This window comes from Mesorhizobium sp. M0618, assembly GCF_040320765.1.
In the GTDB taxonomy this organism is placed as follows: Bacteria; Pseudomonadota; Alphaproteobacteria; order Rhizobiales; family Rhizobiaceae; genus Mesorhizobium.
The window spans coordinates 251,719-269,379 of the sequence record NZ_JAMYQH010000001.1 but is presented as its reverse complement, the minus strand read 5'-3'; the positions used below and the strand labels follow the sequence as shown (position 1 = coordinate 269,379).

Here is a 17,661-nt window from a genome sequence, read left to right as displayed (position 1 = left end):
GCGGTCTAAGCCAGCTTCACCAGCAGCTTCATGAAGGTGGCGATCTCCTTGGCGGAGAGCGGCGCCAGCGTCTCCTGGGTGATCTCGCGCGCCAGCGGGATCAGGCGCTCGATCGCATCGCGGCCTGCCGCGGTCAGATTGACCAGAAGCCGTCTTTTGTCGACCTCGTGCCTGGAAAGCTCGACAAGGCCGCGCGCCTTCAGCCGGTCGATGACGCCCTTCACCGTCGCCGCATCCATCGCGATCAGCGTGCCGAGCTGGTTCTGCGAGGTCTCGCCGACGTCACGCAGCTTGGCCAACGCCGCGAATTGCGGCGGCGTCAGGTCGCCGATATGCGCGGCAAAGATCGCGACATGGCGCTGATGCGCCTTGCGCAGGATGAAGCCGACCTGCTCCTGCAGGAGGTAATCCTGGTCGTCCGGCGCCTCGACCTCGACCAGCTTGAGCAGATTATCCTCGCCGCTCACCGCAAGCCATCCCAGGCTTTGATGCCATCGGCCGCGAGACCACCCATGCGATTGTGGATGCGCGGGCCACAGGTCATGGCGAGGCAGAACAGGATTTCGTCTGGGCGCGGCCCGTCGCTGATGCCGACTTCCATGGCGTCGAAATGGCTGCGCACATAGGCGGCGTTGATGTGGCCGAGCGGCACGTCGAGCTTCGAACCGAAAGCGCCGACCTTCTTGGCCGAGGGCACCATCGCCTTGGCGTCGCCGAGCCGCTCGCGCATGGCGTAGCCGCCGGGCACATGCCACAGCGCGCCGTGTTCCAGCTCACCCGCCGTGCCGACAATGGCGCCCTTGCCGTAGCCGTCGATCTGCTTGACATCGCCGCCGAGCGCCGCGATCAGCCGGTCGGCGAGCAGCAGGCCGAGCGGCTTCAGATCGTCCATGGCGCTCTGCAAGTCCTCGACATAGCGCCCGGCGAACGGGTTCTTCACCACGGCAAGAGCGGCGGCGCGGCGGCGCGGCACCCTGGCCACCGGCCCGCCCTCGTGAAAAATCTCTTCGGTCAGCACCGCGATCTTGCGGATCGGAAACTCAGGCATGGGCAACCTCCTCCCTCGAACTTTTGTTGGGCGCGGCAAGCGCAACCGAGCCACTGATGCGGGCCTCACCGCCAAGAAACAACGCCGATCCGGCAATGAGGCCGCGCCGGCGAAAATCTTCGGCGACGGCAAGGCCATTGTCCAGCGCCTGCGCCACTTCGCCAGGTGCAAGCGTGCCGACGTGTTGGGTCACCAGCAGCGAGCCAAGATCGCTGTCGGGCGACAGTTCATGTGCGGAAATGCGTCTGATGGCGGGATTGCCAGGCAGGTCCACTGCGTTGGCAATGAGGGTCGCCGCCGCATCGGCCTCGGCGCCGGTCCGCGCGAGCACGGTGACGGCGTCGGCAATGCCAAGCGAGAAGGAGCGGCCGCGCCAGCCGCTGGTGGCAACGCCACGAACGCCATCTTCCGCGCGGATCGTGATCCGGTCGGCCATGCCGTTGCCGGTGCCGGCGACCGCCAATCCCATCGACTGTCCCCTGCCGATATGGATTGCGCAGTCGCCACCGTTGTTGACATAGGCGCGATCGAGCTTGCGACCCTCAAGCAATGCGGCGAGCATTTCGTCGGCTACCGATCCCGCGACGGCGGCCATCGGTGTTATGAAGCATTCCGCCAGGGGCATGACGGCTGCCTCCATGCGGCGCGCCGTCGGGCCGGCGAATGTGCGCGGCGCCAGGAAAAACGCCGGCAGCCGCAATTCGGGGAGTTCCTCGACCAGCTCCATCAGGATCGTCTGGAACCGCGCTACGGCTTGTTCATAGGCTCGGCGGCATTCATCCGCCTCACCAAAAACCTCGACGATCAGGTCGATCGGCCCGTGGTTGAGATGCAGCCGCCTGCCGTCCTGCAGCCAATGGGCTTGCGGACCTTGCATCACCCGGCCCCGTTCGGGCCGGCACGACGTAGCTGCGCGAGTGGCGGCCATGGATTGTTGGCTTCGGCGCCGGTGCCGCGGCGCGGATTCAGGTACTCACCGCCTTTTGCGACAATGTCCTCGACGCTGCGTATCTCGGCCTCGTAGCCGCCGAGCCTGACATAGTCGTCGCGGCGCAGCGTGAACTCGATCGGGGCCACCAGCGCCGGCGTCGGCACATAGCCGAAGGCGCCTTCCGGCACTCGTGTGACATCGACCATCAGCGTGATGCCGCCGCCCGGCCAAACATAGACCGGCGCGCCGCCGACCGTCACATAGGTCTTCAGGCCCTGAACCGAGCGGGTGAGATTGACCGGGTTTTCGGTGACGCCGGCCCGCAGCGAACCGCCGGCACCGCCGATGAACAGCACCGTGCACAAAGCCGGCTCGCAATTGTCCTCGATCAGGCCGACCGACTTTTGCAGCCGTTCGGGGAAAGGTTTTTGCACCGGTTTCAGCTCGTCATCGAGCTCGTAATAGGCGAACTGCTCGCCGGTGGTCGACACCATCAGCAGCGACAGACCCGGCCGCGCGCCTTTCTTGGCGTTCCACTCGCCGAGGATCGACAGTGGGTCGGAAATGCTGGTGCCGCCCCAGCCGAGACCGGGTTCGGAGACCTTGAAATAGCGGCCCGGCGTCGAACGGCGACCAATGATCTTGATGCCCGTATCCTGCCAGCCCAGAACCTTGCCAGCCTGGTGCTCGGAAACGACGCCGGTGATGTGGTCGTCGACCACCACCACCTCGTCGACCAGGCCGCGCCATTGCGTGGCGAACATGCCTATGGTCGCCGAGCCGCAGCCGACGCGCATGCGGTGTTCCTGCTTGCCGTCGATGACAGGCGCCTTGCCGGCTTCGACTGTTATGGTGGCGCCGCCGTCGATGGCCAGTTCCACCGGCTTGCGGTTGCACAGATTGAGCAGAGCGTCGCAGGTGGCGCGGCCCTCGGCCTTGGAGCCGCCGGTCAGGTGATGCACACCGCCCAGCGACAGCATCTGCGAGCCATATTCTCCCGTCGTGACATGGCCGATCGCTTCGCCTTGCGATCGCACGACAGCCGTTTCGGGTCCGATATGACGGTCGGTGTCGATCTTCACCTTGACGCCGCAATACGAAAAAATGCCTTCGGTGACCACGGTCACGAGATCGACGCCTTCGACTTCCTGGCTGACGATGAACGGGGCCGGCTTGTAGTCGGGATAGGTGGTGCCGGCGCCGATTGCCGTGACGAAGCGGCGGCCGGTGTTGACCAGTTCGCCGTCCCAGGCCTCGCCTTCGGCAATGAACGGCACGATTGCCGCGCCGGTCTCGGCCGCATGGTCGAGGATCGTCAGCGGGTCCATCCGCACGATCCTGCCGCCGACATTGCCGTAGCGGTCGCAGGCGCCCGTGCGCCCATCCGCGATGTAGCACATCACCGGACAGGCATCGCAGCGGATCTTCTCCGCCACCAGCTTCTCGCCGGGATCATGGGTTTCGAAGCGTTCGGCAAGCTCGCTCATCGGCGTGCCTCCTTTTCGCGGATGCCATCTTTTTCGCGGATGCCAGCGCGGATACGCGTCGGCGTCGCCGGTATCTTGGTGACCAGGACGCCGGTGGCGTGGCGGATGGCATTGAGGATTGCCGGTGCCGTCGGGATCAGCACATGCTCGCCCAAACCCTTGGCACCGAAAGGTCCTTCCGGGTCCGGAACTTCAATGAGAATGGTCTCGATCGGCGGCACGTCGCCAATGGTCGGGATGAGATAGTCGTGCAGATTCTCGGTGCGGCCGGGGATGTACTCTTCCATCAGCGCCATGCCGATGCCTTGCGCGATACCGCCTTCGATCTGGCCCTCGGCCAGCAGCGGGTTGATCGCCTTGCCGACATCGTGCGCGGCGGTGATTTTCAGCAGCTTCACCGTGCCGAGCTTGAGGTCGACCTCCAGTTCGGCGATCTGCGCGCCATAGCCGTAAACGGCATAGGGCTTGCCCTGTCCTTTGGCATCGAGCGGCAGTGTCGGCGGATCGTAGGTCTCCTCAGCACGGAAGACGAAGCCTTCGGTATCCACATCCAATGTCGCGAGATCGATGCGGCGCGTGGCTTCGCCTTCGCGGATGACGATCGCGGGGCCGTCGAGTTGCAGGGCTGCGTTTTCGGAAACATTGGCAAATCGCAGGATCTTTTCGCGCAAGGCGCGGCCGGCCTTTTCGGCTGCCTTGCCGGTGACGAAAGTCTGGCGCGAGGCCGAGGTCTTGCCGGCGTCGGGAGTGATGGCTGTGTCGGCGCTCTTCAGTTGGAATTTCTCCAACGGCAGGCCGAGAGCGTCGGCGCAGATCTGGGTGATGACGGTGTTGGAACCCTGGCCGATATCGACGGCGCCCTGGTGCAGGATGACCGCGCCGTCGGCCGCGATGCCGACCCGGATTGTCGACGGGTTGGGCAGCGAGGTGTTGCCGCAGCCATACCAGCAGGACGCGACGCCAACGCCGCGCTTTCTATCCCTGTTGGCACTGTTGAATGCATCCGCATCAGCCGTCGCGCGCACCCAATGCGGCTGCAGCGATTCGAGGCATTCGGCAATGCCGACGCCGGACTCCAGAAGCTGCCCGGTAACCGTTTCGGAACCGTTCCGAAGGCAGTTCCTTAAGCGGAAGTCGAGCCGGTCCATGCCGAGCTTGCCGGCCAGCTCGTCATAGAGCGTCTCCTGCATGATCGTCGCCTGCGGCACGCCGAAGCCGCGGAAGGCACCGGAAATTGGCCCATGCGTGTGAATGGCGCGGCCTTCGGCGCGGTAATTCGGCGTCGCGTAGGGTCCGGAGGCGTGCACCGGCACGCGGTTGGCCACGGTAGGGCCCCAGCTTGCATAGGCGCCGGTGTTGAAGTCACCTTCGAAGATCATGCCGGTGACAAGGCCGTCGGCATCGGCGCCGATGGTCGCTTTCATCTCGGCCGGATGGCGCTTGGTGGTCGACATCATCGATTCGTTGCGGGTGTAGGCGAGTGCCGCCGGCCGCCCCGTCTTCAGCGCCACCAGGCCGATCAGCGGCTGCAACGAAACGTCGAGTTTGGAACCGAAACCGCCGCCGGTCGCGGTCGGCACGATGCGCACCTTGTCGACGGCAAGGCCAAGCACCTTCGCCGTCTCGTCGCGGTCCATGTAGGGCGCCTGGGTGCAGGCGACGACCACCAGCGTGTCGCCGTCCAGATAGGCATAGCCGGCTTCCGGTTCGATATAGGCGTGCTCGACATAGGAGGTGTCGATGGCGCCGGACACGGTGAACGCAGCGCCGGCAAGCGCCGTCTCGGGGTCGCCTCGCTCGACCAGGCCGGAGGTGAGCAGGTTCGCCGGCCTGTTCTCATGAATGAGCTTGGCACCATCGGCGCGCGCTTCGCAGGATTGGAGAACATGCGGTAATTCGGTCCAGCGGATCGGAAAGTCCGAGAGGTCGATATCGAGTATCGCCTCGCGCTCGCCGGCGATCAGCGCCACAGCCTCACCGCGAAGGCGGGCAAACCCTTCTGCCAGCGCCGGCTGGTCGGCGAACGGGCCGATGACGCCGAAACAGTTTTTTCCCGGAATGTCGGCGGCGGTGAAGACACCGGCAATGCCGGGATGCGCGTTCGCCCAGCCGTCCAGATCGCCGAAGGCGAAGCTGGCGTGATAATGCGGCGAGCGGACCACCAGCACGGCCAGCGCATCGGCGGGGAAGGAATCGCCGCCGAATTTCTCAGCCCCGGTGACCTTCGGCACGCCGTCGAGTCGGATCGGCGAGGAGCCGATCGCGTGGCCGGATGGGGGCAAGCGGAAATCCAGGCTTGCTGCCTGCACGGAGGCATCCATCACCGCGGCAATAATCTTCCGGTAGCCGGTGCAGCGGCACAGAATTCCGCCGAGCGCGTCCTGCACCTCGACTTCGGTCGGGCTCGCCTTCTTCTCCAGCAGAGCCGTCGCCGCAACCAACAGGGCAGGCGTGCAAATCCCGCACTGCGCGGCGCCATAGGCGAGGAAAGAGGCCTGCAACGCCGACAATCGGCCATTGGCAAGCCCTTCGACTGTCGTCACCGATGCGCCGGCAGCGGAAGCCGCCGACATCAGGCAGGCGCAGACCGGATCGCCGTCGACCAGCACCGTACAGGCGCCGCAATCGCCGGCGTCGCAGCCGACCTTGGTGCCGGTCAACAGCAATTCATCGCGCAACACCAGGGACAGGCGGCGCAGCGGCGGCACATTGACCGAGACGGCGGCGCCGTTGACCTCGAAGGCGATATCGGCGCGCGCAGCGCCGAAGCCTGGCTGGGCACTGCTCGGATCGGGCAGGGCTTCACGCGCGTCAGGCTGAATTTGGCTCATGCCGCCACCTCTTCGCCAGTCGTACGCCCCACAGCCGCGAGCACGGCGCGGGCAACAATCTCGCGCACCGCATCGAGCCGGTACTCGGCGCTGCCGCGCACGTCGGCGATGGGCGACAGTTCCGCCATCGGCGCGGCCAGGACCGCATAGGCAAGTCCGCCATCCACCGGCAGCCCGCGCAGCGCGGCCTCGACACCGGCCAGCCGTCTGGCCACCACCGAACAGGAGCCGGCGGCGACCGCCGCTTGCCGGACAAGGCCGTTTTCGACGACCAGACGTGCCGCCACCATGGCAATGGAAATGACGAGATAACGGCGCGCGCCGAGCTTGACGAAAGCCGACATGCCCGTAGCAGCGGGTCTCGGCACGCGGATGGCCGTGACCATCTCACCGGGCAGCAGAGCCGTTCGGCGGTTGCCGAGAATGAAGTCCTGCAGCGGCAGGTGCCGCGTCGCGGCAACTGAGCGCAGCTCGACCTCGGCGTCGAGGACCAGCAGGGCCGGCACGCCGTCGGCGGCAGGCGAGGCGTTGCAGAGATTGCCCGCCACCGAGGCGACGTTCTGGATCTGCGCCGAGCCGACCTCCCGCGCCGCCTGCTTCAGGGCGTCGAAGGCCGGCCGCAAGGGATGGCGGGCGATATCGGTCCAGGTCGTGCGCGCGCCGATGACGAAATGATCGCTCGTCTCGGCAATGCCGCGCAGCGAACCCAGGCCGTTAATGTCGAGAACATTGTCGCGGAACGGTTTGCTGCCTTGTGCCGGATAGAAATCGGTGCCGCCGGCAAGGATGCGCCAGGCGCCCTCGCCAAGCAAAGCGAGCGCTTCGTCGACCGAGGTGGGTTTCGCGTAACGGATCACGCTTTGCCTTCCAGAAAGGAATTTCCGAATCCGATATTTCCGGCGTTCAAGCCGAGAAACTCATTCGTATGCAAATGATATCAAGCTCGCAGGATTTGTCAAAGCCCGAGTTTGCAGCCGCTTGACCGGCACGCATTTGTTATGTCCCGAGAGGTTGACGCAGCCGGCCATCTGGTCAAGTTTCTGCCTCCGGTCGCGTCAGCGGCATTTTCCACTGGAGCCTGCATACGGAAGAGGAAAGCCCATGGCCGACGAAGCGCTTGTCGTCATCGACCTGCAGAACGACTTTTGTCCCGGCGGCGCGCTGGCGGTTGCCGGCGGCGACGAGATCGTGCCGCTGGTCAACGACCTGATCCGACGAACCGGCCATGTCGTGCTGACGCAGGACTGGCATCCCGCCGGTCACTCCAGCTTCGCTTCCAGCCATCCGGGCGCGCAGCCCTTCACCATGATCGAGATGCCGTACGGCCAGCAGACGCTGTGGCCGGATCATTGCATTCAGGGCAGCCTGGGCTCGGATTTCCATTCCGGCCTCGCCTGGACCAAGGCCGAGCTCGTCATTCGCAAGGGATTCCGGTCTGATATCGACAGCTACTCGGCCTTCTTCGAGAACGACCGCACGACACAGACCGGCCTTGCCGGCTACCTCCGGGAGCGCGGCATCGACACGCTGACCCTGGTCGGGCTGGCGACCGATTTCTGCGTTGCCTTCTCGGCGCTGGACGCCGTTAGCCAGGGCTTTAAAACCATAGTGCGGCTCGATGCCTGCCGCGGCATCGATCTCAACGGCTCGCTCCATGCCATGCTGCAGCGCATGCGCGACGCCGGCGTGACGCTCGAAGACCCTTTGTCGGATTGAACGGATCGTGGGGCAACAGGTAGAGATCCGATGTTTAAAGGCAGGATTGTCGCCTTCGGTGAAGGTCCCCCTCACCCGGATTGCCAGCCGAATTGCGAAGGGCAATTCGGGGCGATCCGACCTCTCCCCTAGGGGAGAGGAGGCTGCCGGCGCCGAAGCTCGTCTCTTCTCCCCAACGGGGAGAAGGTGGCCGCGTAGCGGCCGGATGAGGGGGCCTTTTTTATATCCGATTCCCCTGTTGGCTGCATGCGCTGCGATAATTGCCGCTACGCTGTTTCCGGCACAAGCTTTCGCGGCGGAGGAACACGGCCTGCCCGGCGCTTCGATGTCGCTGTGGTGGGCGCTGCCCTTTGCCGGGCTGTTGTTGTCGATCGCCACCGGTCCGCTGCTGTTTCCTCATGCCTGGGAGCATCACTACGGCAAGATCGCGGCCCTTTGGGGCGCTCTGGTGGTCCTGCCGCTGGCGGTTGCCTTCGGTGTCCCCACAGCGACCGAAGCGGTGCTGCATGCGTTGCTCACCGAATACATGTCGTTCATCATCCTGCTGTTTGCGCTGTTCACCATTTCGGGCGGCATTCTCATTGCCGGCAACATTCACGGCACGCCGCTGGTGAATGCAGGCCTGCTGCTGGTCGGCGCGCTGCTGGCATCGGTGATCGGCACGACCGGTGCCTCGATGATCCTGATCCGGCCGATCATCCGCGCCAACGACAACCGTCCGTTCAACGCCCATGTCGTGATCTTCTTCATCTTCCTCGTTTCCAACATCGGTGGCTCGCTGACGCCCTTGGGCGATCCACCGCTGTTCGTCGGCTTCCTCAGAGGCGTCGATTTCTTCTGGACGACCGCCAACCTCTGGCGCGAGACGCTGTTCGTCGGCGGTGCCGTGCTGACCGTCTTCCTGGGCATCGACATCATCCTGCACCGGCGCGAGGCTGGCGCGCCGAAGATCAAGGATCCGACACCGGATACCAAGGTGCGTCTGCGCGGCCTGGCCAACCTTCCGCTGCTGGCGGGCGTGATCGGCGCCATCCTGCTGTCGGCAACCTGGAAGCCGGGCGTCAGCTTCTCCGTGTGCGGGGTCAGCCTGGAACTGCAGAACCTGGTGCGCGACGCTCTCATCCTGGCGCTTGCCCTCTTTTCACTTGCCATTTCGCGCAAGGAATACCGCGAAGCCAACGGCTTCAACTGGGGTCCGATATCGGAGGTGGCGAAATTGTTTGCCGGCATCTTCATCTGCATCGTGCCGGTCGTCGCTATCCTGAGGGCCGGCCATGAGGGCGCGCTGGCGCCGCTGGTCGCCCTCGTCACTTCGCCTTCGGGCGGGCCCAATGACCTCGCCTATTTCTGGCTGACTGGGGCGCTGTCATCCTTCCTCGACAATGCGCCGACCTATCTGGTGTTCTTCGAGCTTGCCGGCGGCGACCCCCGGCACCTGATGACGGAATTCGCCTCGACTTTGGCCGCGATCTCCGCAGGCGCGGTGTTCATGGGCGCCAACACCTATATCGGCAATGCGCCGAACTTCATGGTCTACGCCATCGCCAGGCATCGCGGCGTCAAGATGCCGGGCTTTTTCGGCTATATGGCATGGTCGGGCCTGGTACTGATCCCGACATTTTTGGGTGCGGGTTTTCTGTTCTTCGGCTGATCAGCCCACGCCGACATAACGGCGCACCGCCGACGGGTCGGCACGCAATTCCTCGACATCGACCGTCTCGCGGTTGCGGCCGTTTTCGATGAAGGCAACATGGTCGGCGACAGAAAGCACCGCATCGACACGCTGTTCGACTAGGATGGTCGAAACGCCCATGTCGCGCAGCTTCGACACCGTCTCGCGGATCTTGGCGATCATCGACGGCATCAGCCCTTCGGTCGGCTCGTCGAGCAGCAGCACCTGCGGCTCGAGGCAGAGCGCGCGCGCCATCGCCAGCATCTGCTGCTCGCCGCCGGACAGTGTGCCTGAACGTTGCCGCAGCCGCTGGCGCAGCAACGGAAAGAGGTCGAGCACGTTTTCACGCGCCGCCTTGCCCTTGCCGCGCGCCATCAGCCCGATCTCGATGTTCTCCGCCACCGTCATCTCGGCGAACAGCCGCCTGCCTTGGGGCACATAGGCGACGCCGGCCTTGGGCACCTCATGCGCCGGCAGCCCGGTCAACTCTTGGCCAGCCAGTTTGATCGAGCCGGCGCTCGAGGGAACCAGCCCCATGATGGCTTTGAGCGTCGTCGTCTTGCCGGCGCCGTTGCGGCCGAACAGGCACAGCACCTCGCCCTTGTTCAGCACCAGGTCGAGGCCATAGAGCACCTGGACCTCGCCATAGAAGCAGTCGAGCCCCGAGATGGTGAGTGCTTGAGACGTCGCCTCGGCCTTGTTTGTCTCGGTCATGGGGCGGTCCCCAGATAGGCTTCCTGCACCGCCACGTTCCCGCGGATTGCTTCGGGCGTGCCTTCGGCGAGGATCTTGCCGGCGTTGAAGACGGTGATGCGGTCGGCCAGTTGCATGACCACGGGCATGTTGTGCTCGATCAGAAGCACGGTGGCGTTTTTGGCGATCTCGCGCGCCAACGTGATGAAATTGTCGATCTCAGAGTCGGCCAGGCCTTGCGTCGGTTCGTCGAGGATCAGCAGGCGCGGCTTCAGCGCCAGGCCCATCGCCACTTCCAGCAGGCGCTGATGGCCGTAGGACAATTGGCCGGCCGGCATGTGGGCACGATCGGCCAGGCCGGTGCGTTCGAGTGCTGACATGACAGCGGCCTGTATCGCGCTCTTGGAATGGCTGCCATGCCGCAGCGTCAGTTGCGCGGGCAGCGCGACGTTGGCGTAAACGGACAGGTTGGCATAGACGCTGGTGAGCTGGAAGGTGTAGGCGATGCCCCTGCGCACCCTGACATAGGCTGGCAGATTGGTGATGTCGGCGCCGTCGAAGACGATCATGCCGGCAGACGGCTGGATGCGGCCGCTGACCAGGCTGACGAAGGTGGTCTTCCCCGCTCCGTTGGGGCCGATCACGGCGCGGATCTCGCCCGGCATCAGCGCGAAATCGACATTGTCGACGGCGCGCAGACCACCGAAATTGCGCGACAGGCCCTTGGTGGTCAAAAGCGGCATCATGGCAGCCACCCGAGCCAGCGCTGGCGGATGCTGCCCAGAATTCCTTTGGGGAAGAACAGCACCAAAAGGATGAGCGCAATGCCGACGATCAGCAAATAGGCGGAGGTGTAGCCGCTGGTGATATCAATGACATAGTACATGAACAGCGTGCCGATCAGCGGCCCGAGCGTTGTTGCAGCACCGCCCAGCAGCACCCACAGCAGCGGCAGGATCGAATACTGCACCGAGGCGAAGCTCGATCCGACATAGCCGAACAGCAGTGCATAGGCGGCACCCGAGGCCGCGCAGATGATGCCGGAGATGACGACGGCGGCGAGCTTGTTGGAGAAAGTGTCGTATCCCAGCATCTTCGTCCGCTCCTCGTTCTCGCGGATGGCGACCAGCACGCGGCCATAGCGGGAGCGGACCATGGCCAACTTGACGAGAAGCACGATCGAAAACAGCCCGAGCGCTGTCAAGTAGCGCACCGTTGGATTGGTGAGCTCGAGCGATGTCGTGCCGAAGCTAAGCACCCGCGCCGGCTGCGGGACGACCATGCCCTGGTCACCGCCAGTCCACGTCGCGAAATAAAGAATGAGGAGATAAAAAACCTGGGCGAACATCATGGTGACGATCATGAAGGCGACACCCGTGGTGCGCAGCGCCAGCAGGCCGATCACCAGCGCCAGGAGCGCACCGCAGGCAATCCCAGCGGCAAATGCCGCTGGTACGCCCCAGCCAAGCTGGATGACGGCAAGGCCGGCGCCATAGAGACCGGCGGAGAAGAACATGGCATGGCCAAGGCTGAGCAGGCCGACATAGCCGAACAGCATGTTGTAGCCCATGGCGAACACCGCCAGCACCATGATGCGGGCGAGCAGGCCGTGATAATACTCCGGCAAAAGGAAGCTCAGCACGAAGAGCAGCGCGATGACGCCGAGATGCAAGGCATAGGCTTTTGCCGGCGAAGCTTCGCTCATCGCGATGCCGTCCCGAACAGGCCTTGCGGGCGGAACACCAGCACCATGGCGACCAGCAGCGTTGCGATGATCTTGGCCAAAGTCGGCGAGAAGAACATCGAGATGATGCCGTCGGAGAGGCCGATCAGCACGGCGGCGACGACCGTGCCGCGCAGCGAGCCGAGGCCGCCGATGATGACGACGATGAAGGAGAGCAGCAGCGGATCCTGTCCCATCAGATAATGCGCCTGGCTGATCGGCACGATCAGCACCGCGGCAATGGCCGCCAGCATGGCCCCAAGCGCGAAGACGCCGCCATAGACACGGCCGACAGGGATGCCGAAGGCTTGCGCCGTTTCGCTGTCATACTGCGTGGCGCGCATGACGAGGCCGATCTTGGTGCGGGTCAGCACCAGCCATGTCGCGGTGAGCAGCAGCGCGGAAGCGGCGATAACAGACAGTTTGTAGCCGGAGTAACCGAACCAAGGCAAAAGGATGCGATAGCTGAACGGCGGCTCCACCGGCCGCGCCTCCGGGCCGTAAAAAGTCAGCGCCAATTGCTGGATGATGTAGAGCATGCCGATGGTGGCGACGATGGTGGCTTCCGGATTGTAATTGAGCCGGCGCAGCACCAGCCGTTCGGCGACCAACGCAATGGCGCCGACGATCAGCGGCGCAATCACCAGCGCCGCCAGGAAGCCGAGCACAGGGTGACCGCCGATGGCCGTGGTGATCGCCCAGGCGAGCACCGCGCCCAGCATGAAGAACTCGCCATGCGCGACATTGACCACCCGCATCACGCCGAACACAAGCGACAGGCCAAGCGCGGTCAGCGCCAGCACCGCGGATGTGACGAGGCCTTCGAGGGCGGCGAGGAGAAGGTGGGGACCGAAGTGCATGGGCTATGCGCCAACGGATGCGCGAGGCACCCCCCTCTGCCCTGCCGGGCATCTCCCCCGCAAGGGGGGAGATTGGATGTCGTCGCTGGTTTCGCCAATCATCAACGCTGGCTGATGGGCGCTGCCGCACAAACCGCCGATCTCCCCCCATGCGGGGGAGATGTCCGGCAGGACAGAGGGGGGTGCCTTGGCGCTCACGCTACTGAAGCTAAGCCTCACAGCGCCTGCGTCGTATAATCCCCCTCGGCCTCGTAAAGCCCGTCCTCGATCTTGGTCTTGTGCACGACCTTGAGCTTGCCGCCCTCGACCTTGGAGATGTTCTGGATGCCAAAGCACTGGTGGATCTTGCCGTTGAAGGTTTTCGGCCCCTGCGGATGCTCGGCACCTTCGGCGAATTCGGTCAGGGCTTCGGTCGCCTCGACCAGCTTGGCGCGGTCTTCCGGTCCCTTGTAGCCGGCATCTTCCATCGCCTTCTTGACGACGTAGAGCGTCTCCCAGCAGCCGAACATGTGCGCGGCAGTGGAGACGTCCTTGGGGTCTCCGACGGCGGCGCCATTGTCGTCGATGCCGACAGCAGCGCGATAGGCCTTCTGCGCTTCGGAATCATCGGCCTGGGCATAGCGCGGCGAGCCTTCCCAGAAATGGCTGCCGTCGAGGAATTCGAGGCCGGGGCTGTTGATGTCGGTGGCCTCGAGCGAATCGATGAAGCCGAACAGTTGCGGCCGGTTGGAGCCGTAGAACTCGCCGAGCTCCTTGACGAAGGTGAGCACGGCCGGGCCGACCATGACGTGGTAGATCACCTCGGTCTCGGCCGGGATCTGCGGGAAGTATTTGGTGAAGGACGATTCCGTCGGCGGGATGGCGATCTGCGCGATGACCTCGGCGCCTTGCGCCTTCAGTGCCGGCGGCAGGTAGTCGCGATGGTCGTAGCCGAAGGCGAAATCGGGGAAGATCTGCGTCACCTTCTTGCCGGCATTGGCCGCGATCCACGGCGCCATCGACTGGATCTGGCTCTTCACGTCGGTGATGCCGGGCTGGAAGACATAGCGGTTCAGCTTTGTCGAGGCGACGTGATGGCCTTCGCTGACGACGAAATAGGGCATCTTGTTTTCGCCGGCGGCGGGCGCCGAGCCGATGACGACATGCGAGAACAGCGTGCCGAAGACGATGTCGGTCTTGTGCTGGGTGGCGAACTTGCCGACCACCTCGGCGCCACGGCCGGGATCGGTGCCGTCGTCCTCGATGATCACCTCGACCTGGCGGCCGTTGATGCCGCCGGCGGCATTGATCGCCTTGACCGCGGCAGCCGTGGTCTTCTCGTACCAGCGGCCGTAGGCAGCGCCGATGCCGGTGCGGTGCGACTGGAAGCCGATCTTGATCGGCGCCGAGCTCTGCGCCTGGGAATAGCGGACGAAGCCGGGGGCCAGGCCGAGGCCGGCGCCCGCGGCCAGACCCTTCAGCGCCGTGCGGCGGGTGAGCGTGGATCTGGAGAGATCGAAAAACCCATTCTTGTCAGTCACGGCAGTTCCCCTGTTCTTGAGTTTTGACTGGCTGTAACGAGGCAAAAAATCGCATGTATACAAACTAAATCACCAAAGCCCCGACGTGGCAAGCGGGCTTTCCCCAAAGGTATGTTGGTCGCCTTTTCTCACCCTGTGGTCGGCGTGGCAAGCAACCAGAGGCCGAAGACGGTGTAGGCGATCATCAGCAAGGTGAGCGGGAGCTGGCTGAGTGCCGCGCGGGAGGGCTGTGGGTGCAGGCGCCAGGCGAAGCCGTGAGCGACGAGGACGGCGAGCACATGGCCCAGGATGATGGCGCCGGCCTGGATATTCCACAGCCACCACGCAGAGTTCGCCCCCGCAACGATGCCGGTCTCGATCTGCATGTCGGCGGTGTCGAACAGGTTCCAGCCCATCGCGAACGGATCGGAAAGTGCCGCGAGCGCATATTGGCCGTCGACGAGCAGCGCCGTCAGATAATGCGCAACGTGATAGGCGAGCGCGATCGGCACGATCGACCACACCAGCAGGCCTGCGGCCTGGCCGAGAGTGTGATCGCTGCCGGCAAGACGCTGGCCGAGCCGGACGGCAAGCAGGAACACCGCGGCCAGCAGCGCGAATGTCAGCACGAGGCCGAAAGTGCCGCTGCCGATCAGCGCGGTGCGGCCGGGAAATTCGAGCGGGTTGATACCGAACAGGCCGAGCCAGAAGAAGGTCTTCGACAGGCCGTCGAAGGATACCGACGACAAGGCCAGCAGCAGAAAGGCGATGCCGCTGGCCGGCAAGGGCTCCGCAGCCAGCAGCTTGGCGCCGGGCCAGCACAGGCCAAGCCGGCCATCTTGGCTGCGTTCGACCATAGCAAAGCGCGCCACCATCGAGAAGAAGACCGTCAGGAATTCACCGCTGCGGCTCCAGCCGCGATAGCCGAACGCCAGCATGGCGAGGAAAGAGAACAGCCAATATAGGCCGGCGGCAAAAGCCAGCCGTGCCGGATCGTCGGGCGCGGGATCGATGAGTTCGAACCAGGCGAAGGCGAAGAACAGGATGGCAGCCGGCCAGCAGCCGACCCATCGGGGCAGGCGCCATGCTCCGTGATCCCCGGTCCCGACCAGGCGCGAGGCGAGACGCCATGGTCCATACCAGGGGTTCAGCCATGACCAGAGGTCGCCGAAGAGGCCTTGCAACAGCGTGAGGCCGGCCCACAACAGGGTCCAGATCACCAGTGGCAGAGGATTGGAAAGTGGGTCGCGGCTGCCGAAAAGGCCGGCGGCGATGAGAATTGCAAAGCCGGCGAAGGATAGCAGGCTGATGGCGGCGCGGGTGGCGTCTCTGAGGGCAAACAACGGCAGGCGCCGTCGCCAGAAGCGGTCAAGCAAATCCGCAGGCAGCAGCGCCAGGACGAGGAAGCTGACGGCAACGGCGAATGCGCCGCCGACCAGATAGTAGCCGGTCGGCAGGAGCAGGACGTGGCCGCGATCGGAGGCGTGCGCGAAGGCGGGGGTGGGGAGGGATACGAATAAGCAGATGAAGCTTGTGATCAAGAGGCGATAACCTTCGCCGCCGCGATCCTTCACACCCCCCTCTGGCCTACCGGCCATCTCCCCCGCAAGGGGGGAGATCGGATGTCGCCCAGGCTTTCGCCAATCTTCAACTTCGGAGAAAAAGGCGGACTGGTCGAAGCGGCCAATCTCCCGCCTTGCGGGGGAGATGTCCGGCAGGACAGAGGGGGGTGTGCGGGAACTCAAGCTATCCGAGATTCCATCTTTGCAGGCGATGCCAGGAGCCCCATCACCCCTCACACCTTGACCAATTGCTCCACGCGGTCCTTCTCGCCAAAGATCCTGAGATACCGCTCGATCTCTTTCACATCGCCGGTCGCCTTGGCCGGATTGTCGGAAAGCTTGACCGCTGGCCTGCCATTGGCCTCGGTGACCTTGCAAACCAGCGATATGGCGTCGAGGCTGTTGGTTTCCGTCGGCGCGCAGCCTTCGAAATCATTGGTCAGATTGGTGCCCCAGCCGAAGGACATACGCACCTTGCCCTTGAAGTGGCGATAGGTCTCCTCGATGGTCTCGACCTCGAGCCCGTCGGAGAAGATCAACAGCTTCTGCTTGGGATCCTTGCCCTTGTCGCGCCACCAGGACAGGATTTTCTCGCCGCCTTCGATCGGCGGCGCGCTGTCGGGGCGAAAGCCTGTCCAGTCGGCCACCCAGTCCGGCGCGTCGCGCAGGAAGGAGGCAGTGCCGAAGGCGTCGGGCAGCACGATCAGCAGATTGCCGCCATAGTAACGCTGCCAGTCCTGCAGCACCTTGTAGGGCGACTGCCTCAGCTCTTTTTCCGAGTCGGCGAGGGCGGCGAACACCATCGGCAGCTCATGTGCGTTGGTGCCGAGCGCTTCGAGGTCGTTGTCCATGGCCAGAAGCACGTTGGAGGTGCCGGTGAACGCTTCGCCGATGCCTTCCTTCAGCGCCTCGACGCACCAGCGCTGCCACAGGAAGGAATGGCGCCGGCGCGTGCCGAAGTCCGAGATGCGGATGCCGGGCAGCGCCTTCAGCCGCTCGGTCTTGGCCCACATCTTGGACTTGGCGCGGGCATAGAGCACGTCGAGCGCGAAAGGCCCGAACGCCCGCATCGCCGCGCGCGATCGAAGTTCATTGATGATGGCGAGCGCCGGGATTTCCCACAGCGTGGTGTACATCCACGGCCCGCTGAAGGTCAGCTCATACTGCCCGTCGCGCTTCGACAGCTCGTACTCGGGCAGCCGGAAGCCTTCCAGCCAAGCGAGGAATTCCGGCTCGAAGATCTGCTTGCGGCCGTAGAAATTGTTACCGCCGAGCCAGATCATCTCCTTCTTGGAGAAGCGCAGCGTGCGGGCATGGTCGAGCTGTTCGCGCAGTTCGCTCTCGTCGATCTCGTCGGCAAGGCGCACCGAAGTCGTGCGGTTGATCAGCGAGAAGGTGGTGTCGACCTTGGGATACATGCCCCAGATCATCTGCAGCATCAAAAGCTTGTAGAAATCCGTGTCGAGCAGGCTGCGCACGATAGGATCGAGCTTCCAGGTGTGATTGTAGACGCGCCGCGCAATATCGGTCTTAGCCATGTTTCAACACCGCCTTCGCTGCCTGCCATCCACAATCGCGACAGGCCTCATAGCATCGAATCGGCCGGAACGCTGCCCGCTTTCAGGCTGGCCCGACAAAA

15 protein-coding genes are annotated in these 17,661 nt (G+C 64.4%); 2 read left to right on the top strand and 13 right to left on the bottom strand.

Features of this window, described 5'->3' with window-relative positions; translation table 11 throughout:
* Nucleotides 1-5: 5 nt before the first annotated feature.
* Genes NKJ04_RS01305 through NKJ04_RS01280 form a run of 6 tightly spaced genes read right to left on the bottom strand, consistent with a single transcriptional unit; the run spans nt 6 to nt 7,154 of the window.
* The gene (locus tag NKJ04_RS01305) at nt 6-467 is read right to left on the bottom strand and encodes a MarR family winged helix-turn-helix transcriptional regulator (RefSeq protein ID WP_023810741.1); all 462 of its coding nucleotides are present in this window, start codon (nt 465-467) and stop codon (nt 6-8) included.
* Nucleotides 464-1,048 carry an amino acid synthesis family protein gene (locus NKJ04_RS01300; protein WP_352672992.1) on the bottom strand — a complete coding sequence of 195 codons (585 nt, stop codon included), beginning with the start codon at nt 1,046-1,048 and terminating at the stop codon, nt 464-466. Before NKJ04_RS01300 ends, NKJ04_RS01305 begins: the two co-directional genes overlap by 4 nt.
* A complete protein-coding gene (locus tag NKJ04_RS01295; RefSeq protein WP_352672989.1) occupies nt 1,041-1,925 on the bottom strand; it encodes a UPF0280 family protein in 885 nt (294 codons plus the stop codon). Before NKJ04_RS01295 ends, NKJ04_RS01300 begins: the two co-directional genes overlap by 8 nt.
* On the bottom strand, nt 1,925-3,466 hold the full coding sequence (locus NKJ04_RS01290) for a 6-hydroxynicotinate reductase (protein ID WP_352440582.1): 1,542 nt from the start codon (nt 3,464-3,466) through the stop codon (nt 1,925-1,927). Before NKJ04_RS01290 ends, NKJ04_RS01295 begins: the two co-directional genes overlap by 1 nt.
* The gene (locus NKJ04_RS01285; RefSeq protein ID WP_352672986.1) at nt 3,463-6,297 is read right to left on the bottom strand and encodes a molybdopterin-dependent oxidoreductase; all 2,835 of its coding nucleotides are present in this window, start codon (nt 6,295-6,297) and stop codon (nt 3,463-3,465) included. Before NKJ04_RS01285 ends, NKJ04_RS01290 begins: the two co-directional genes overlap by 4 nt.
* Nucleotides 6,294-7,154, bottom strand: a complete 861-nt coding sequence (locus tag NKJ04_RS01280; RefSeq protein ID WP_352672984.1) for an FAD binding domain-containing protein — start codon at nt 7,152-7,154, stop codon at nt 6,294-6,296. The genes NKJ04_RS01285 and NKJ04_RS01280 overlap by 4 nt, the downstream gene beginning before the upstream one ends.
* Nucleotides 7,155-7,398: 244 nt before the next feature.
* On the opposite strand from NKJ04_RS01280, the gene pncA reads away from it, so the two are divergent.
* Nucleotides 7,399-8,013 carry a bifunctional nicotinamidase/pyrazinamidase gene (gene pncA, locus NKJ04_RS01275; protein ID WP_352672982.1) on the top strand — a complete coding sequence of 205 codons (615 nt, stop codon included), beginning with the start codon at nt 7,399-7,401 and terminating at the stop codon, nt 8,011-8,013.
* 205 nt (nt 8,014-8,218) lie between these two features.
* On the top strand, nt 8,219-9,664 hold the full coding sequence (locus NKJ04_RS01270) for a sodium:proton antiporter (RefSeq protein WP_502897881.1): 1,446 nt from the start codon (nt 8,219-8,221) through the stop codon (nt 9,662-9,664).
* Here the strand turns inward: NKJ04_RS01270 and NKJ04_RS01265 are convergent, their stop codons facing one another.
* The 7 genes from NKJ04_RS01265 to pncB form a co-directional block, all read right to left on the bottom strand.
* Nucleotides 9,665-10,399 carry an ABC transporter ATP-binding protein gene (locus NKJ04_RS01265; RefSeq protein ID WP_023810733.1) on the bottom strand — a complete coding sequence of 245 codons (735 nt, stop codon included), beginning with the start codon at nt 10,397-10,399 and terminating at the stop codon, nt 9,665-9,667. It lies immediately after the preceding gene.
* On the bottom strand, nt 10,396-11,124 hold the full coding sequence (locus NKJ04_RS01260) for an ABC transporter ATP-binding protein (protein WP_352440577.1): 729 nt from the start codon (nt 11,122-11,124) through the stop codon (nt 10,396-10,398). The genes NKJ04_RS01265 and NKJ04_RS01260 overlap by 4 nt, the downstream gene beginning before the upstream one ends.
* A complete protein-coding gene (locus NKJ04_RS01255; protein ID WP_352440576.1) occupies nt 11,121-12,083 on the bottom strand; it encodes a branched-chain amino acid ABC transporter permease in 963 nt (320 codons plus the stop codon). Before NKJ04_RS01255 ends, NKJ04_RS01260 begins: the two co-directional genes overlap by 4 nt.
* Nucleotides 12,080-12,961: a branched-chain amino acid ABC transporter permease gene (locus tag NKJ04_RS01250; RefSeq protein ID WP_352440575.1), complete on the bottom strand. Its 882-nt coding sequence runs from the start codon at nt 12,959-12,961 to the stop codon at nt 12,080-12,082. The genes NKJ04_RS01255 and NKJ04_RS01250 overlap by 4 nt, the downstream gene beginning before the upstream one ends.
* Nucleotides 12,962-13,176: 215 nt before the next feature.
* Nucleotides 13,177-14,481, bottom strand: coding sequence for an ABC transporter substrate-binding protein (locus NKJ04_RS01245; protein ID WP_128304207.1), 1,305 nt, complete (start codon nt 14,479-14,481; stop codon nt 13,177-13,179).
* A gap of 128 nt (nt 14,482-14,609) precedes the next feature.
* Complete coding sequence (locus NKJ04_RS01240) at nt 14,610-16,058, bottom strand: hypothetical protein (RefSeq protein WP_352672973.1); 1,449 nt, start codon at nt 16,056-16,058, stop codon at nt 14,610-14,612.
* Nucleotides 16,059-16,255: 197 nt separating this feature from the next.
* Nucleotides 16,256-17,560, bottom strand: coding sequence for a nicotinate phosphoribosyltransferase (gene pncB, locus NKJ04_RS01235; protein WP_352440573.1), 1,305 nt, complete (start codon nt 17,558-17,560; stop codon nt 16,256-16,258).
* Nucleotides 17,561-17,661: the final 101 nt, after the last annotated feature.

What these genes read in the sequence shown, in the direction of transcription:
- NKJ04_RS01300 (WP_352672992.1), bottom strand. Translation starts at nt 1,048, where the DNA reads ATGCCTGAGTTTCCGATCCGCAAGATCGCGGTGCTGACCGAAGAGATT.
- NKJ04_RS01295 (WP_352672989.1), bottom strand. Translation starts at nt 1,925, where the DNA reads ATGCAAGGTCCGCAAGCCCATTGGCTGCAGGACGGCAGGCGGCTGCAT.
- NKJ04_RS01290 (WP_352440582.1), bottom strand. Translation starts at nt 3,466, where the DNA reads ATGAGCGAGCTTGCCGAACGCTTCGAAACCCATGATCCCGGCGAGAAG.
- NKJ04_RS01285 (WP_352672986.1), bottom strand. Translation starts at nt 6,297, where the DNA reads ATGAGCCAAATTCAGCCTGACGCGCGTGAAGCCCTGCCCGATCCGAGC.
- pncA (WP_352672982.1), top strand. Translation starts at nt 7,399, where the DNA reads ATGGCCGACGAAGCGCTTGTCGTCATCGACCTGCAGAACGACTTTTGT.
- NKJ04_RS01270 (WP_502897881.1), top strand. Translation starts at nt 8,219, where the DNA reads ATGAGGGGGCCTTTTTTATATCCGATTCCCCTGTTGGCTGCATGCGCT.
- NKJ04_RS01265 (WP_023810733.1), bottom strand. Translation starts at nt 10,399, where the DNA reads ATGACCGAGACAAACAAGGCCGAGGCGACGTCTCAAGCACTCACCATC.
- NKJ04_RS01260 (WP_352440577.1), bottom strand. Translation starts at nt 11,124, where the DNA reads ATGATGCCGCTTTTGACCACCAAGGGCCTGTCGCGCAATTTCGGTGGT.
- NKJ04_RS01255 (WP_352440576.1), bottom strand. Translation starts at nt 12,083, where the DNA reads ATGAGCGAAGCTTCGCCGGCAAAAGCCTATGCCTTGCATCTCGGCGTC.
- NKJ04_RS01250 (WP_352440575.1), bottom strand. Translation starts at nt 12,961, where the DNA reads ATGCACTTCGGTCCCCACCTTCTCCTCGCCGCCCTCGAAGGCCTCGTC.
- NKJ04_RS01240 (WP_352672973.1), bottom strand. Translation starts at nt 16,058, where the DNA reads ATGGCCGGTAGGCCAGAGGGGGGTGTGAAGGATCGCGGCGGCGAAGGT.
- pncB (WP_352440573.1), bottom strand. Translation starts at nt 17,560, where the DNA reads ATGGCTAAGACCGATATTGCGCGGCGCGTCTACAATCACACCTGGAAG.